17 protein-coding genes are annotated in these 15,718 nt (G+C 60.3%); 4 read left to right on the top strand and 13 right to left on the bottom strand.

Translation table 11 applies throughout. From position 1 onward, the window contains the following. The first annotated feature begins 41 nt into the window (after positions 1–41). Both HCF10_RS03090 and pdeM read left to right on the top strand, forming a co-directional pair. Positions 42–2,522 carry a ligase-associated DNA damage response DEXH box helicase gene (locus HCF10_RS03090; protein ID WP_167654852.1) on the top strand — a complete coding sequence of 827 codons (2,481 nt, stop codon included), beginning with the start codon at positions 42–44 and terminating at the stop codon, positions 2,520–2,522. Then, positions 2,522–3,172, top strand: coding sequence for a ligase-associated DNA damage response endonuclease PdeM (pdeM, locus tag HCF10_RS03085; RefSeq protein ID WP_167654851.1), 651 nt, complete (start codon positions 2,522–2,524; stop codon positions 3,170–3,172). The genes HCF10_RS03090 and pdeM overlap by 1 nt, the downstream gene beginning before the upstream one ends. Before the next feature lie 15 nt (positions 3,173–3,187). Here pdeM and HCF10_RS03080 read toward each other — a convergent pair whose 3' ends face one another. Both HCF10_RS03080 and dcd read right to left on the bottom strand, forming a co-directional pair. Next, a complete protein-coding gene (locus HCF10_RS03080) occupies positions 3,188–3,388 on the bottom strand; it encodes a hypothetical protein (protein ID WP_027604457.1) in 201 nt (66 codons plus the stop codon). 107 nt (positions 3,389–3,495) lie between these two features. Further along, positions 3,496–4,062 (bottom strand): dCTP deaminase, encoded by a 567-nt coding sequence (gene dcd, locus HCF10_RS03075; RefSeq protein WP_003172320.1) that lies wholly within the window; start codon positions 4,060–4,062, stop codon positions 3,496–3,498. Between the two features lie 389 nt (positions 4,063–4,451). On the opposite strand from dcd, the gene HCF10_RS03070 reads away from it, so the two are divergent. After that, positions 4,452–4,661, top strand: coding sequence for a cold-shock protein (locus tag HCF10_RS03070; protein ID WP_002554837.1), 210 nt, complete (start codon positions 4,452–4,454; stop codon positions 4,659–4,661). 211 nt (positions 4,662–4,872) lie between these two features. Here the strand turns inward: HCF10_RS03070 and rpoS are convergent, their stop codons facing one another. The 8 genes from rpoS to HCF10_RS03030 all read right to left on the bottom strand — a co-directional run bounded on the left by rpoS (position 4,873) and on the right by HCF10_RS03030 (position 11,990). After that, entirely contained in the window at positions 4,873–5,877 is a 1,005-nt protein-coding gene (rpoS, locus tag HCF10_RS03065; RefSeq protein WP_131697241.1) for an RNA polymerase sigma factor RpoS, read from the bottom strand. 105 nt (positions 5,878–5,982) lie between these two features. Next, the gene (locus HCF10_RS03060; protein ID WP_131697242.1) at positions 5,983–6,819 is read right to left on the bottom strand and encodes a peptidoglycan DD-metalloendopeptidase family protein; all 837 of its coding nucleotides are present in this window, start codon (positions 6,817–6,819) and stop codon (positions 5,983–5,985) included. 207 nt (positions 6,820–7,026) lie between these two features. Continuing rightward, positions 7,027–7,662 carry a protein-L-isoaspartate(D-aspartate) O-methyltransferase gene (locus HCF10_RS03055; protein ID WP_178116722.1) on the bottom strand — a complete coding sequence of 212 codons (636 nt, stop codon included), beginning with the start codon at positions 7,660–7,662 and terminating at the stop codon, positions 7,027–7,029. A gap of 41 nt (positions 7,663–7,703) precedes the next feature. Next, a complete protein-coding gene (surE, locus tag HCF10_RS03050; protein ID WP_131697244.1) occupies positions 7,704–8,453 on the bottom strand; it encodes a 5'/3'-nucleotidase SurE in 750 nt (249 codons plus the stop codon). Beyond that, a complete protein-coding gene (truD, locus tag HCF10_RS03045) occupies positions 8,441–9,499 on the bottom strand; it encodes a tRNA pseudouridine(13) synthase TruD (protein WP_167654850.1) in 1,059 nt (352 codons plus the stop codon). Before truD ends, surE begins: the two co-directional genes overlap by 13 nt. Next, the gene (gene ispF, locus HCF10_RS03040; RefSeq protein ID WP_092487654.1) at positions 9,496–9,969 is read right to left on the bottom strand and encodes a 2-C-methyl-D-erythritol 2,4-cyclodiphosphate synthase; all 474 of its coding nucleotides are present in this window, start codon (positions 9,967–9,969) and stop codon (positions 9,496–9,498) included. Before ispF ends, truD begins: the two co-directional genes overlap by 4 nt. A 54-nt stretch (positions 9,970–10,023) precedes the next feature. Further along, a complete protein-coding gene (gene fghA / locus HCF10_RS03035) occupies positions 10,024–10,869 on the bottom strand; it encodes an S-formylglutathione hydrolase (RefSeq protein WP_145335039.1) in 846 nt (281 codons plus the stop codon). 8 nt (positions 10,870–10,877) lie between these two features. Next, positions 10,878–11,990, bottom strand: coding sequence for an S-(hydroxymethyl)glutathione dehydrogenase/class III alcohol dehydrogenase (locus tag HCF10_RS03030; RefSeq protein WP_017137160.1), 1,113 nt, complete (start codon positions 11,988–11,990; stop codon positions 10,878–10,880). A 109-nt stretch (positions 11,991–12,099) separates the two neighbouring features. Between HCF10_RS03030 and HCF10_RS03025 the strand changes: the two genes are divergently transcribed. After that, positions 12,100–12,996, top strand: coding sequence for a LysR substrate-binding domain-containing protein (locus HCF10_RS03025; RefSeq protein ID WP_167654849.1), 897 nt, complete (start codon positions 12,100–12,102; stop codon positions 12,994–12,996). 129 nt (positions 12,997–13,125) lie between these two features. On the opposite strand, the gene ispD is transcribed toward HCF10_RS03025, so the two are convergent. From ispD to eno, 3 genes are all read right to left on the bottom strand, one after another. Then, positions 13,126–13,833: a 2-C-methyl-D-erythritol 4-phosphate cytidylyltransferase gene (gene ispD, locus HCF10_RS03020; protein WP_131697247.1), complete on the bottom strand. Its 708-nt coding sequence runs from the start codon at positions 13,831–13,833 to the stop codon at positions 13,126–13,128. Then, on the bottom strand, positions 13,830–14,108 hold the full coding sequence (gene ftsB, locus HCF10_RS03015; protein ID WP_131697248.1) for a cell division protein FtsB: 279 nt from the start codon (positions 14,106–14,108) through the stop codon (positions 13,830–13,832). Before ftsB ends, ispD begins: the two co-directional genes overlap by 4 nt. A gap of 170 nt (positions 14,109–14,278) precedes the next feature. Further along, complete coding sequence (gene eno / locus HCF10_RS03010; protein WP_027604464.1) at positions 14,279–15,568, bottom strand: phosphopyruvate hydratase; 1,290 nt, start codon at positions 15,566–15,568, stop codon at positions 14,279–14,281. Positions 15,569–15,718 lie beyond the last annotated feature (150 nt).

Below are 15,718 nucleotides of genomic sequence, written 5' to 3'. Positions count from 1 at the left end.
GAGGGTCTGTGGAATAGACCCTCCAGAGCGTTCGCTGCCGCATGGCAAAACCCCTCGACTTCGCCAAAACGTGGTTTGCCGCCAAAGGCTGGAAGCCGTTCGCCTTCCAGAAAGACGTATGGACGGCGGTCAAGGACGGCCAGTCGGGCTTGCTGCACGCCAGCACCGGCGCCGGCAAAACCTACGCCCTGTGGTTTGCCGCCCTCAATCGTTTCGCCACAACCCGCCCGCCGGCCTCCGGTAAACGTAAACCACCGGCAGAGCCGCTCACCGTTCTGTGGATCACGCCCATGCGTGCGTTGGCCGCCGACACCGCACGCGCCCTCGAAGCGCCGCTCGAGGCCTTGCAGATTCCCTGGAGCGTCGGCCTGCGCACCGGCGACACCAGCAGCAGCGAACGCGCCCGGCAAACCCGACGCCAGCCCACCGCGCTGGTCACCACCCCGGAAAGCCTGACCCTGATGCTCGCCCGCGCCGACAGCGAAACGAGCCTGGCGCACCTGCGCATGGTGGTGGTGGATGAATGGCATGAGCTGATCGGCAACAAGCGCGGCGTGCAGTTGCAACTGGCGTTGGCGCGGCTGCGGCGCTGGCACCCCGAACTGATGGTGTGGGGCATTTCGGCCACCCTCGGTAACCAGTCCCACGCCTTGGAAGTGCTGATCCCACAAGGGGACGGGATTAATGTACAGGGGCAAACGACCAAGCAGTTGCACGTCGACACCTTGCTGCCGCCCATCGCCGAGCGGTTTCCGTGGGCCGGGCATATCGGCTTGAAGATGCTGCCGCAGGTGGTCGCCGAAGTCGACGCCAGCAGCAGTTGCCTGGTGTTTACCAACACGCGGGCGCAGTCGGAAATCTGGTATCAGGCGTTGCTGGAGACGCGGCCCGATTGGGCGGGGGTGATTGCCCTGCACCATGGCTCGCTGTCCCGCGAGACCCGCGACTGGGTGGAGCGGGCGTTGAAAGACGGTCAGCTCAAGGCAGTGGTGTGCACATCCAGCCTGGACCTGGGGGTGGATTTTTTGCCGGTGGAGCGCGTGCTGCAAATCGGCTCGGCCAAAGGCGTGGCGCGACTGATGCAACGCGCCGGGCGCTCGGGTCATGCACCCGGACGGCCGTCGCGGGTGACCCTGGTGCCGACCCACAGCCTGGAACTGGTGGAAGCCGCTGCGGCCCAGGACGCCATTGCAGAGCGGCGTATCGAAGCCCGCGAATCGCCCCACAAGCCGTTGGATGTGCTCGTACAACATTTGGTGAGCATGGCCCTCGGCGGTGGCTTTACGCCGCAGGCATTGCTGGCTGAGGTCCGTGGCGCCTGGGCCTATCGGGACCTCAAAGAGGCCGATTGGGCCTGGGCCCTGGGCTTTGTACGGCATGGCGGCTTATCGCTGACCGCTTACCCGGATTACCGCCGCGTGGAGCCGGACGAGCATGGCATCTGGCGTGTGCCCGATGCCCGGCTTGCGCGCCGCCATCGCATGAGCGTGGGTACCATTGTCAGCGACGCCAGCATCCAGCTGAAATTCTGGAGCAAGGGCGGCGGCGGCAAGAACCTGGGCAGTGTTGAAGAAGGCTTTATTGCACGGCTCAAGCCGGGTGATGGTTTCTTGTTTGCCGGCCGCCTGCTGGAATTGGTGCGAGTGGAAAACATGACCGCCTATGTGCGCCGCAGCAGCGCCAAAAAAGCCGCGGTACCGCGCTGGAATGGCGGGCGCATGCCCCTTTCCAATGAGCTGGCCCAAGCCGTGGTGGAGCGCTTCGATGCGGCGGCGCACGGGCTCTACGAGGGCCCGGAAATGCAGGCGGTGCAACCGCTGCTGCAGACGCAGTTGCGCTGGTCCGGCTTGCCGACGCGCGCACACTTGCTGGCCGAAGCCTTGAAATCGCGGGAGGGCTGGCACCTGTTCCTCTACCCGTTTGCCGGCCGCCAGGTGCACCTGGGGCTGGCGAGCCTGTTGGCGTGGCGGGTCAGCCAGCAGCAGCCTGTGACATTCTCGATTGCCGTCAACGACTACGGCTTGGAGTTGCTCAGCGCCACCGAGGTGGATTGGCCACGCTTACTGAATGAGGCGCTATTGAGCCCGAAGCAGTTGTTGGCAGACGTGGCAGCCAGCCTGAACGCCGGAGAACTGGCCCTGCGCCGCTTTCGCGAGATTGCGCGTATCGCCGGGCTGGTGTTTGCCGGTTACCCCGGCGCGCCGAAAAGCACGCGCCAAGTGCAAGCTTCCAGCGGGCTGTTCTTTGAGGTGTTCAAGCAATATGACCCGCAGAACCTGTTGCTGGCCCAGGCGGGTGAAGAAGTCCTGCGCGATGAGTTGGATATTCGTCGGCTGGAAGAGACCTTGCTTCGCCTCTCGGCGCTGACACTGGACTTACATGTAATTGAACGTCCTACACCCCTGGCCTTCCCGCTGCTGGTAGAACGGATGCGCGAAAGCATGAGTTCGGAAAAACTCTCGGAGCGCATTGCGCGGATGGTCAAGGACTTGGAAAAAGTCGCCGATAACGGCAAACGCTGATGGTGTGCTCAGTCACGCTGGAGGGCGAAGAATTGTGGCTGTTGGCGGATAAGGCGCTCTACTGGCCGGGGCGCGAGTGCCTGCTGATCGCCGATGCACACTTTGGCAAGGCATCGGCCTACCGCAGCCTGGGCCAGCCGGTACCGCAAGGCACCACCACCGAGAACCTGCAGCGCCTGGATCGGCTGTTGGCGGCCGTGCCGTGCGCCCAGGTGATCTTTCTCGGCGACTTCCTGCACGGGCCCGGCTCCCACGCCAGCGGCACCCTCAGCGCCTTGAGGGCCTGGCGAGCACGTCATTGCGACCTGTCGATGACCTTGATTCGCGGTAATCACGATGAACGCGCGGGCGACCCACCGGCTGACTTGAGGATCGACGTGGTGCCGGAGCCACTGCTGATGGGGCCTTTCGCCCTGCAACACGAACCGCACGCCCATGCCAGCCACCATGTGCTGGCGGGGCATGTGCACCCGGTGTATCGCTTGCGCGGCAAGGGCCGGCAGAGCCTGCGCCTGCCGTGCTTTCAGTTCGGCACGCGCGTCAGCCTGCTACCGGCGTTTGGGGCGTTTACCGGGGGGTATGCAGTCGATCAGGACAATGACCACCGAATCTTTGTCATCGGCGATCACCAGGTGTGGCAGATTCGCTGACCCGCCTTCCGTGCCTCAGGCGACCGGCGCGGGAGGCGGTTCATCCGGAAGGGTTGGCTCACCGGGCTCGGTGGGCTGCTGGGGCCAGTCTTCATCAGGTTGGCCGGGGATACCGCCCGCATAGGCGGGGTCGGCCATCAGGGACCAGGCCAGAACGCCAATCTGGTTGGGTTCAAGCCGGGCAAGTTCTGCGCTGATTCGCGGGTCAATCTTCATAAGGCACTCCTCAAGCGTGGCTCGGCGCGTTTCGCACGCACCGAGGCAGTACACCCAATAGAGTCACTTTCTGCGGACTAATTCCCTTTACGCGTAGGACCTTTCGATCAAGCGCGTGGCAAGGTGACGCCGCGCTGGCCCTGGTACTTGCCGGCCCGGTCTTTGTAGGACACTTCACAGGCCTCGTCAGACTGCAGGAACAGCATCTGCGCCACGCCTTCGTTGGCGTAGATCTTCGCAGGCAGGGTGGTGGTGTTGGAGAACTCCAGGGTCACGTGACCTTCCCACTCAGGCTCAAGCGGCGTCACGTTGACGATAATGCCGCAGCGCGCGTAGGTGCTTTTACCCAGGCAAATGGTCAGCACATCGCGGGGGATACGGAAGAACTCCACGGTGCGTGCCAGGGCAAAGGAGTTTGGCGGGATAATGCACACGTCGCTTTTCACGTCGACGAAGCTCTTTTCGTCAAAGTTCTTCGGATCGACGATCGCCGAGTTGATGTTGGTGAACACCTTGAACTCATCGGCGCAACGCACATCGTAGCCGTAGCTGGAAACGCCGTACGAGATCACGCGGTCATCGCCTTCGCCACGAATCTGGCGCTCAACGAAGGGCTCGATCATGCCGTGCTCTTGCGCCATGCGGCGAATCCACTTGTCCGATTTGATGCTCATGGCGGGTGTCCTGAATAGCGAGGTGGAAAAAATCTGTGTGGCATCTTACCGGGGCCGGCGTTGGGGTTCAAAGGGCGTGGATCTTTTCTTGATGAATGTGCCGGCAGCTATAAGGTTCAGCCAGCGGGGCCGGGCCCCGTATTGCCGCAACCGGCGCCTGTAAATACCACCGCCAGTCACGAAAATAGAGAAACCTTCGGAAATACCATTGGCACGTCCCGGAAAAAGGGTTAAGGTGGCGCCACTGTGCTGCTTGTGTCACTGAGAATCTCTACACGATATGTTGAATTTCGATCCAACCATCTCCAAGAATTTTTCCTGCTCTTTGCACTCAGTCTCGGCCAGGGCTTTTCCTGAGTCGCAGTTAACTTTGTCCAAGGAGATACACCATGTCTAATCGCCAAACTGGTACCGTTAAGTGGTTCAACGATGAAAAAGGCTTCGGCTTCATCACTCCACAATCCGGTGACGACCTGTTCGTTCACTTCAAAGCTATCCAATCCGACGGCTTCAAAAGCCTGAAAGAAGGCCAACAGGTTTCTTTCATCGCTACCCGCGGTCAGAAAGGCATGCAAGCTGAAGAAGTTCAAGTTATCTAACTTGTACTGACTTAGTCGAAAAGACCCCGCCCTTAAAAGCGGGGTTTTTTTATGCCTGGAATTTGGTATTAACACCCACTTGATACCTGACATAAAAAATGTGGGAGGTGGCCTGCTCCCGATGGCGGCGTAGCAGTCGATACATGCATTGACTGACACACTGCTATCGGGGGCAAGCCCCCTCCCACATTCAAGCATTCAAGCTGTGTCGTTATTGAAACAACGACTCACTCGACAGGCCATTTTTCTCCAGAATCTCGCGCAGGCGCTTGAGCCCTTCCACCTGGATTTGCCGCACCCGCTCACGGGTCAGGCCGATCTCCAGGCCTACGTCCTCCAGCGTGCTGCTCTCATGCCCACGCAGGCCAAAGCGGCGAATCACCACCTCACGCTGCTTGTCAGTGAGTTCCGACAGCCACTGGTCAATGCTTTGGGAAAGATCAACGTCCTGCAGCAGCTCGCAAGGATCCGTAGGACGATCATCCGTCAGGGTGTCCAGCAGGGTTTTATCCGAGTCCGGACCCAGCGAGACGTCGACCGAAGACACCCGCTCGTTAAGACCAAGCATGCGCTTGACCTCCCCTACCGGTTTTTCCAGCAAGTTGGCGATTTCTTCGGGCGAGGGTTCATGATCGAGTTTTTGAGTGAGCTCGCGCGCTGCCCGCAGGTAGACGTTGAGCTCCTTGACCACATGGATCGGTAACCGGATCGTGCGGGTCTGATTCATGATCGCCCGTTCGATGGTCTGGCGAATCCACCAGGTAGCATAGGTCGAGAAGCGAAAGCCCCGCTCAGGGTCGAACTTCTCCACCGCCCGGATCAAGCCCAGGTTGCCCTCCTCGATCAGGTCCAACAAGGACAGCCCACGATTGACGTAGCGTCGGGCGATTTTCACCACCAGGCGCAGGTTGCTTTCAATCATGCGCTTGCGCCCAGCCGGATCACCCTTTTGCGATAAGCGCGCAAAATGGACTTCTTCTTCAGGGGTAAGCAAAGGGGAAAAGCCGATCTCATTGAGGTACAACTGGGTCGCATCGAGCGCCCGCGTGTAATCAATGTATTTGTGTTGCTTTAACGCGGTGGAGTTCTTGGATTTGGTGCGAACTGAAGGTACAGCAGGTCCCTCATTCGACATCGATTCCGTAGCGATACCGGTCTCCATAAGGAGAACCTCATCGTCGATGTCAAACTCCGGCGCTTCTTTACTGAGAGCCATTGTTATAGTCCTTTGGTGAGTTCGACCTCAAGCTCAAGCGACGCCTTTATCCTTGGCAACGCTGGAGCCTGTTCCTTCTACGCGAGGAACAGGCTGTGCAACACATCAACGACGGGGTAGGAATTGCAGCGGATCTACAGGCTTCCCTTGACGGCGAATCTCAAAGTGCAGTTTCACCCGGTCTGTACCAGTTGACCCCATTTCGGCAATTGTCTGTCCGACTTTGACTTGCTGCCCCTCCCGAACCAACAGCCTACGGTTGTGGCCGTAAGCACTGACGTAGGTATCGCTGTGTTTGATGATGACCAGTTCGCCGTAGCCCCGCAAACCACTCCCGGCGTACACCACCGTCCCATCAGACGCAGCTAAAACAGGCTGTCCCAAATCCCCGGCAATATCAATGCCTTTATTCAAACTGCCGTTTGAAGAGAATTTCCCAATTAACACTCCATTTGAGGGCCATCCCCAACCGGTCGGCGCAGGCCCTGCAGGGGGCGACGGCGCGGGTGCCGGCTTGTTCGCAACACTCGGCGAAGCGGTACCGGCAGGCCGGGTGATGATGGTGGTTTTGCTCGAAGACGACGGCGAAGATCCGGTGCGTGTCACAACTGCCGTAGGGGTAGAACCGGTGCGACCGTCAAAGCGAATCGTCTGACCCGGATGTATCGTGTAAGGCACGGGAATATTGTTACGGGCTGCGAGCGCCTTGTAGTCCCAGCCATATCGGAAGGCGATCGAGAACAGCGTGTCGCCCTTGCGCACCACATATTGCCCGGTCGTTACCGTCGGCTTTTGCGGCGCGGCGTTATTGCGGTCAACGACCCGCGCACCGCTGCTTGGCGAGCTGGAGCACCCTACCAGAAGGGAACCAAAGACAAGGCCAAGCACCAGTCGCTGAAAACTTGTTTTACTCATACGCTGCGCAAGACCTGTGAGACTCACCCGCCGCTCCCTTTGTGGTGGCTGAACATGAACGCCTGTATCAGGCTTGAAATATGACGCAAGTATAACTGGGCATTGAAGTTTTACCGTCACGCGACTGAAACGAATCATTCAGTGCGTTGAATCGATCTGCCCATCATGTTGATTTGATAGACCCCGCCGTAAGACACATCCTCACCGACAGAATTCACTGCCAGCGTGAAATGATCAGGCCAGCGGGCCGTTGAGTAACGGAACAAATCGTACGGCCCCCAATACATGTCGGGAAAAGCCATTCTCTTCACGGACAATAAGCATCAATTGTTGCACTTCACCGGCCCCCACCGGGATGACCAGGCGCCCGCCCGGGGCCAGTTGGTCGAGCAACGCTTGCGGAACATCAGTGGCCACGGCGGTGACGATAATCCCGTTGTACGGCGCCAGTGCCGGCCACCCTTCCCAACCATCGCCCCAGCGGAATACCACGTTGCGCAGGTTCAGCTCCACCAGGCGTTCCTTGGCGCGATCCTGCAGCACCTTGATGCGCTCCACCGAGAATACCCGCTCCACCAGTTGCGACAGCACGGCCGTCTGGTAGCCGGAACCGGTGCCGATCTCCAGCACCTTGTCCAACGGCCCCGCCGCCAGCAGCAACTCACTCATGCGCGCAACCATATAAGGCTGGGAGATGGTCTGGTTATGGCCGATGGGCAATGCCGTGTCTTCATAGGCACGATGGGCCAAGGCTTCATCGACAAAGAGGTGCCGAGGCGTACGCCGGATCACTTCCAACACCTGGGCGTTGGAAAGCCCCTCTTCGTACAGGCGCTGGATCAAACGCTCACGGGTACGCTGGGAGGTCATCCCGATGCCCCGGCGCAGCAGGTCGTCTTGTTCACGAGCCATCAGCGCAGCCCCTCCAGCCAGCCATCGAGACTACTGAAGGCATCACTGAAGGTGCGATCAAGTTGCAACGGGGTAATCGACACATAGCCTTGCATCACCGCGTGAAAGTCCGTGCCTGGGCCACCGTCTTCGGCATCGCCCGCTGCCGCGATCCAATAGCCTTCCTTGCCACGCGGGTCGACCACCTTCAACGGTGCTGCCGCACGGGCGCGATGGCCCAGGCGCGTAAGCTGGATGCCGCGAATATGGTCGAGGGGCAAATTGGGAATGTTGACGTTGAGCACCGTGCGCGGCGGCAGGTCCAGGGAGCCATGGGCCTCCACCAGCTTGCGTGCGAAATAGGCGGCGGTGGGCAGGTTGTCCAGTTGGCGCGATGCCAACGAAAATGCAAACGAGGTCCGGCCAAGGAAGCGCCCTTCAAGCGCCGCCGCCACGGTACCGGAATACAGCACGTCGTCGCCCAGGTTGGCTCCGAGGTTGATACCCGACACCACCAGGTCCGGCTCGTGATCCAACAGGCTGTTGATCGCCAGGTGCACGCAGTCGGTGGGGGTGCCGTTCACACTGATAAAGCCATTGGCCAGAACCTGCGGGTGCAGCGGACGGTCGAGCGTCAGCGAACTGCTGGCGCCGCTCTTGTCCTGGTCGGGGGCAACCACCACGCACTCGGCGTAACCTTCCAGCGCACCATAGAGCGCGGCAAGACCGGGTGCGGTGGCACCGTCATCGTTTGATATCAGAATACGCATGGGCTGTCCGTCTGCCCCACCGGCACCAGATCAACAAGCTCGCGCACCAAGACAGTGGCGAAGCATCCGGCCGGCAGGACGAATTCCAATTGCAGAATGTCAGGCCCGAGATAATGCCACGTCAACCCGCCAATGGGCAGTCGCAGAATGCGACGTTCCTGGCTCATGCCGGCTTTCACCAGCCAATCACGCAGGTCGGCTTCACCGGCGGCAACCGCCTGTTCCAACTCAAACGTGGCGCCCGTCGCCGGAGAATCACCCTCGCCCCACTGCGGGCCGGTGGGGTGAAGGTCCAGGATCGCCAGGCGCGGGTCGCTGCACTCAGCCTCCCCCGCCGGAAAAAAGCTGCGGCTGTCGGTGAACGCCAACAGATCGCCCACTTGCGCGCGCTGCCAGGAACCGTCGGCGACGCGCGCCGCCAGCACTTTGTTGAACAGGAAGCTACGCGCGGTGGACAACAACCGCGAACGCACATTGCGCTGCTCCGGGAGAGCCTTGCGCGCCGCCCATTCCCGCGCGTCGACGACATTGCCACCGTTGTGGCCAAAACGCTGGGTGCCGAAATAGTTGGGAATGCCGTACTGGGCAATCAATTTCAGCCGCGCGTCGATGGCGGCGGTATCACCGGCCAATTGGGTCAGGCGCAAGGTAAAGCCGTTGGCCGAGTGCGCGCCACGCTGCAGCTTGCGCTTGTGGCGGGCGGTTTTCAGGATATTGAGGGTGTCGTTTTCCGCACCGCTCATGTCCGGATCGGCCTTGCCCGGCAGTTGTACGCTGAACCACTGGCGGGTCAACGCCTGGCGATCCTTGAGCCCGGCATAGCTGACGGTGCGCAACGGCACGCCAGCCGCCTTAGCGATACGCCGCGCGGCTTCCTCAGTATTGAGCCCGCGTTTCTCAACCCACAACCACAGGTGCTCGCCTTCGCCGCTGAGCGGAATTTCGAGCACCTCGTCGACCTGGAAATCTTCAGCCGTGGCCTTCAGAACCGCGCTGCCCAGGGCCTCGCCATAGGCACGCGGGCCTAGCAGTTGCAGGTCGTTCATGCGCGCAGCAACAAGGCGACGGAGTGCACCGCGATGCCCTCTTCACGACCGGTGAACCCGAGCTTTTCGGTGGTGGTGGCTTTCACGTTGACTTGATCCAATTCAATTTGCAGGTCTGCGGCAATCAGTGCACGCATGGATTCGATATGCGGGGCCATTTTCGGCGCCTGGGCCACGATGGTGTTATCGACGTTACCGACCTTCCAGCCCTTGGCGTGGATCAGGCCGACCACATGGCGCAGCAAGGCACGGCTGTCCGCGCCCTTGAAGGTGGGATCGGTATCCGGAAAGTGCTTGCCGATATCGCCCAGCGCCGCCGCGCCGAGCAAGGCATCGCTCAAGGCATGCAATACAACGTCGCCGTCGGAATGAGCCAGCAACCCATGGTGGTGCGCAATGCGCACGCCGCCCAGGGTGATGAAATCGCCTTCAGCGAAACGGTGCACATCGTAGCCGTGGCCAATACGCATAAAAAAACGCCCCGATTTAATTCAGGGCGTGATTCTACCTACTTTTGCCTCACATTAACCGAGCAAAGCACGACCATGATGTCGCAAATGGTCTTCGATGAAGCTGGCGATAAAGAAGTAGCTGTGGTCGTAGCCAGGCTGCAGGCGCAGTTCCAGTGGATGGTTCGCCGCCTTGGCCGCTTGCGCCAAGGCTTCGGGCTTGAGCTGCACCGCGAGGAAATCGTCGCGGTCGCCCTGATCCACCAGCAGTGGCAGCTTTTCCGAGGCTTCGCCGATCAGCACACAGGCATCCCATTCGCGCCATTTCGAGCGTTCTTCTCCCAGATAACGGGAGAAGGCTTTCTGGCCCCACGGGCAATCCATCGGGTTGTTGATCGGCGAAAACGCCGACACCGACAGGTAACGCCCGGGGTTGCGCAAGGCACACACCAACGCACCGTGGCCGCCCATGGAGTGGCCACTGATGCCGCGTTTGTCCGAAGCCGGGAAATGCGCTTCAACCAATGCCGGCAATTCCTGCACCACGTAGTCATGCATCCGATAGTGCTTGGCCCACGGCTCCTGCGTGGCATTCAGGTAAAACCCTGCGCCCAGGCCGAAATCCCAGGCGTTATCCGGGTCGCCCGGTACACCTGGCCCACGCGGGCTGGTGTCCGGCGCCACGATGATCAACCCCAGTTCCGCAGCCATGCGCTGGGCACCGGCTTTCTGCATGAAGTTCTCATCGGTGCAGGTCAGGCCGGACAGCCAGTACAGCACCGGCAGCTTGCCACCCTGCTCCGCTTGCGGCGGCAGGTAGACGGCAAAGGTCATGTCGCAGCCGAGCACATCCGAGTGATGCTTGTAGCGTTTATGCCAGCCGCCGAAGCTCTTCTGGCACGACAGGTTTTCCAGACTCATGGCCGACCTCAGAAGTGGATGACGGTACGAATGCTCTTGCCTTCATGCATCAGGTCAAACGCTTTGTTGATGTCTTCCAGGCCCATCGTGTGTGTGATGAACGTGTCCAGCGGAATCTCGCCGGTCTGGGCCATTTCCACGTAGCTTGGCAATTCAGTACGGCCGCGTACGCCACCGAACGCCGAGCCACGCCAGACGCGACCGGTCACCAGTTGGAATGGACGCGTGGAGATTTCCTGGCCAGCACCGGCAACGCCGATGATCACCGACTCGCCCCAACCCTTGTGGCAGCACTCGAGCGCGGCACGCATCAGTTGCACGTTGCCGATGCACTCGAAGGAAAAGTCCACGCCGCCATCAGTCAAATCGACAATCACGTCCTGAATCGGGCGGTCATAGTCTTTCGGATTGATGCAGTCGGTGGCGCCCAGTTGCTTGGCGATCTCGAACTTGGCCGGGTTGATGTCAATCGCAATGATACGGCCGGCCTTGGCCTTGACCGCACCAATCACGGCTGACAGGCCGATACCGCCGAGACCGAAGATGGCCACGGTGTCGCCCGGCTTGACCTTGGCGGTATTGATCACCGCACCGATGCCGGTGGTGACGCCGCAGCCAAGCAGGCAGACCTTCTCCAGCGGTGCTTCTTTAGGAATCTTGGCGACGGAAATTTCCGGCAGCACGGTGTACTCGGAGAACGTCGAGGTGCCCATGTAGTGGAAAATCGGCTGACCCTTGTAGGAGAAACGCGTGGTGCCATCCGGCATCAGGCCTTTGCCTTGGGTGGAACGAATGGCCTGGCACAGGTTGGTCTTACCCGACAGGCAGAATTTGCACTTGCCACATTCCGGGGTGTACAGCGGGATCACATGGTCGCCGACCGCCACCGAAGTCACGCCTTCGCCGATGGCTTCGACCACCGCACCGCCTTCATGGCCAAGGATGGACGGGAAGATGCCTTCCGGGTCAGCGCCGGAAAGGGTGTAGGCGTCAGTGTGGCAAACCCCGGAGGCGACCACACGCAACAGCACTTCGCCCGCCTTGGGCATGGCCACATCGACTTCCACGATCTCGAGGGGTTTCTTGGCTTCAAAGGCAACGGCAGCGCGGGACTTGATCATCCAGGTTTCTCCAGGGAGTTAAAAACTGATGGAGAGAGTGTAAAACATGCCTCCATGATTAATAATCCAGGCAAAAGCAAAACTTTATTGCTGTACAGGGACAATCAACATGCTGGAGAACCGCTGGGAAGGCATCGATGAATTCGTTGCCGTCGCCGAATGCAGCCAATTTACGGCGGCTGCCGAGCGGCTGGGTGTGTCTTCGTCCCACATCAGCCGCCAGGTGGCACGCCTGGAAGAGCGCCTGCAAACACGGTTGCTGTATCGCAGTACCCGGAAGGTGACCCTGACTGAAGCGGGTCAGACATTTCTGCAACATTGCCAGCGCTTACAGGATGGCCGCGAAGAAGCCCTGCGCGCCGTGGGTGACCTCACCAGCGAACCGAAAGGGATGTTGCGCATGACCTGCGCGGTGGCTTATGGCGAGCGTTTCATCGTGCCACTGGTGACGCGGTTCATGGGCCTGTACCCGCAATTGCGGGTGGATATCGAACTGAGCAACCGCCAACTGGATCTGGTGCACGAAGGCCTCGACCTGGCGATTCGCCTGGGACGCTTGCAGGATTCGCGCATGGTCGCCAGCCGCCTCGCACCCCGACGCATGTACCTGTGCGCGTCGCCGTCCTACCTGGCCCGGTACGGACGCCCACACAGCTTGTCGGAATTGAGTCGGCATAACTGCCTGATCGGCAGCTCGGACATTTGGCAATTGGCCCAGGACGGGCGGGAATTTTCCCAACGGGTACAGGGCAACTGGCGCTGCAACAGTGGGCAAGCGGTTTTGGATGCGGCGCTGCAAGGGGTGGGGCTGTGCCAACTGCCCGACTATTACGTGCTGGAGCACCTGCACAGCGGCGCATTGGTGTCGCTGCTGGAGGCGCATCAGCCGCCGAATACGGCGGTGTGGGCGCTGTATCCGCAACAACGGCACTTGTCGCCGAAGGTCAGGAAGTTGGTGGATTTCTTGAAAGAGGGGTTGGCCGAGCGGCCGGAGTACGGCGGTTGAGTATTGGGTGTCTAAGCGGGCCTCATCGCGGGCAAGCCCGGCTCCCACATTTGACCGAGCTGTCTGGAGAGAAGGTGATCGAATGTGGGAGCTGGCTTGCCTGCGATGAAGTCGACCTGGTGCAACTGACTACCGTCGATTGGCCCACCGCAACCGCAGCCACTCCAGGTCTTCCGGCCGGGTCACCTTGATATTGTCCGACCGCCCTTCGATCAAACGCGGCGCCTGCCCGGACCATTCCATGGCTGAGGCTTCATCGGTGATCAGCGCATCGGCCACCAGGCTGTCAGCCAACGCGCGATGCAAGGCCCCCAGGCGGAACATCTGCGGCGTGTAGGCCTGCCAGATCAAGCTGCGGTCGACGGTTTCCACCACCCGGCCCTGCTTGTCGACGCGTTTGAGGGTGTCGCGGGCCGGCACAGCCAGCAGGCCGCCTACCGGATCGTCCGCCAACTCGGCCAGCAACTTGTCGAGGTCATCACGGCTCAGGTTAGGCCGCGCCGCATCATGCACCAACACCCAATCGTCATCGCTGGCGCCCAGGGCATTGAGCTGCAGCAGGGCATTGAGCACCGAGCCCGAGCGCTCCGAACCACCGTCCGCACGTTGGATACGAGGGTCCGCGGCACACGCCAGGCTGGGCCAATACGGATCATCAGCAGCAAGACTGACCACCAACCCCTTGAGGCTGGGATGGTCGAGAAAACAGCCAAGGCTGTGTTCGAGAATAGTACGTCCGCCCAACTGCAAGTATTGCTTGGGACGGTCCGCAGCCATACGGGCACCGACGCCCGCGGCAGGTATCACGGCCCAGAAGGCCGGCAAACGGTGGCTCATTGGGCCAACTGGTAGAGGGTTTCGCCCTCCTTGACCATGCCCAACTCATGACGAGCCCGCTCTTCAACGGTCTCGGTACCTTTTTTCAGCTCAAGCACTTCGGCATAGAGGACGCGGTTGCGCTCCAGCAGGCGTTCGTTCTCGGCGTGCTGGTCGGCAATTTGCTGGGTCAGGTCTTTTACTTGCGCAAAGCTGCCATTACCTACCCATAGGCGGTATTGCAGGCCAGCCAGCAACAAGAGCAAGACGAGGAACAACCAATTGGGACTGCGCATCGAATATCGGGTATCCAGTGAAAAAACACGCCATGCAAAACTTTTACAGCAACTGATAGCACGAAGCCTGGAAGAACCAGGCTTGTGCTTGATAGCCATCAGATTAACGCCGAAATGTTCACTATCGTGAATTTTCCGACGCAATCTGCCGACTTTTTACCATCTACCGATCAGCCGCGAAACTCGCCGCGACCGTTGTACTTGGCTTTGCCGGCCAGTTGCTCTTCGATACGCAGCAATTGGTTGTACTTGGACACACGGTCAGAGCGGCACAGGGAGCCGGTCTTGATCTGGCCCGCCGAAGTGCCCACGGCCAGGTCGGCGATGGTCGAGTCTTCGGTTTCGCCGGAGCGGTGCGAGATCACAGCGGTGTAGCCCGCAGCCTTGGCCATCTGGATGGCTTCCAGGGTTTCGGTCAGGGTACCGATCTGGTTGAACTTGATCAGGATCGAGTTGGCGATCTTTTTGTCGATGCCTTCTTTCAGGATCTTGGTGTTGGTCACGAACAGGTCGTCACCCACCAACTGGACTTTTTCGCCGATCTTGTCGGTGAGGATTTTCCAGCCATCCCAGTCGGACTCGTCCAGGCCGTCTTCGATCGAGATGATCGGGTAGCGCTGGGTCAGGCCCTTCAGGTAGTCGGCAAAGCCTTCGGAGTTGAACACCTGGCCTTCGCCGGACAGGTTGTATTTGCCATCTTCGTAGAATTCGCTGGCGGCGCAGTCCAGGGCCAGGGTCACGTCGGTGCCCAGCGTGTAGCCGGCGTTGGCCACGGCTTCGGAGATCACTTTCAGTGCATCTTCGTTGGACGCCAGGTTCGGTGCGAAACCACCTTCGTCACCTACGGCAGTGCTCAGGCCACGGGCTTTCAGTACGGCTTTGAGGTGATGGAAAATCTCGGTGCCCATGCGCAGGCCTTCGGAGAAGGTCTTGGCGCCGACCGGCTGCACCATGAATTCCTGGATGTCGACGTTGTTATCGGCATGCTCGCCACCGTTGATGATGTTCATCATCGGAACCGGCATCGAGTAGACACCCGGGGTACCGTTCAGGTTGGCGATGTGGGCGTACAGCGGCAGGTCCTGGTCCTGGGCGGCGGCCTTGGCAGCAGCCAGGGACACGGCGAGAATGGCGTTGGCGCCGAGGCTGCCTTTGTTTTCAGTGCCGTCGAGCTTGATCATCGCGTGGTCCAGGGCTTTCTGGTCCAGCGGGTCTTTGCCCAGCAGCAGGTCACGGATCGGGCCGTTAATGTTGGCTACAGCCTTGAGGACACCCTTACCCAGGTAACGGCTCTTGTCGCCATCACGCAGTTCCAGCGCTTCGCGCGAACCTGTGGAAGCACCGGACGGCGCGCAGGCGCTGCCGATGATGCCGTTATCGAGAAGCACGTCGGCTTCGACGGTGGGGTTGCCACGGGAGTCGAGAACTTCACGACCTTTGATGTCGACGATTTTTGCCATTGTTGTAAACACTCCAAAGTTGACGAAAACGACGCAGCTGAAGGAAATCTTTTGACCGACCGCAAGGGTGGAACAACGGGGCAGGCTTGCAGGCGACAAGGCTCAGGCCCGTAGGCCTGAGCGTAAAGCGTGGGAAAGTCTACCGGAGAA

Source organism: Pseudomonas sp. B14(2022), from assembly GCF_012030485.1.
Lineage (GTDB): Bacteria > Pseudomonadota > Gammaproteobacteria > Pseudomonadales > Pseudomonadaceae > Aquipseudomonas.
This window is presented reverse-complemented; position numbering and strand designations above follow the sequence as displayed.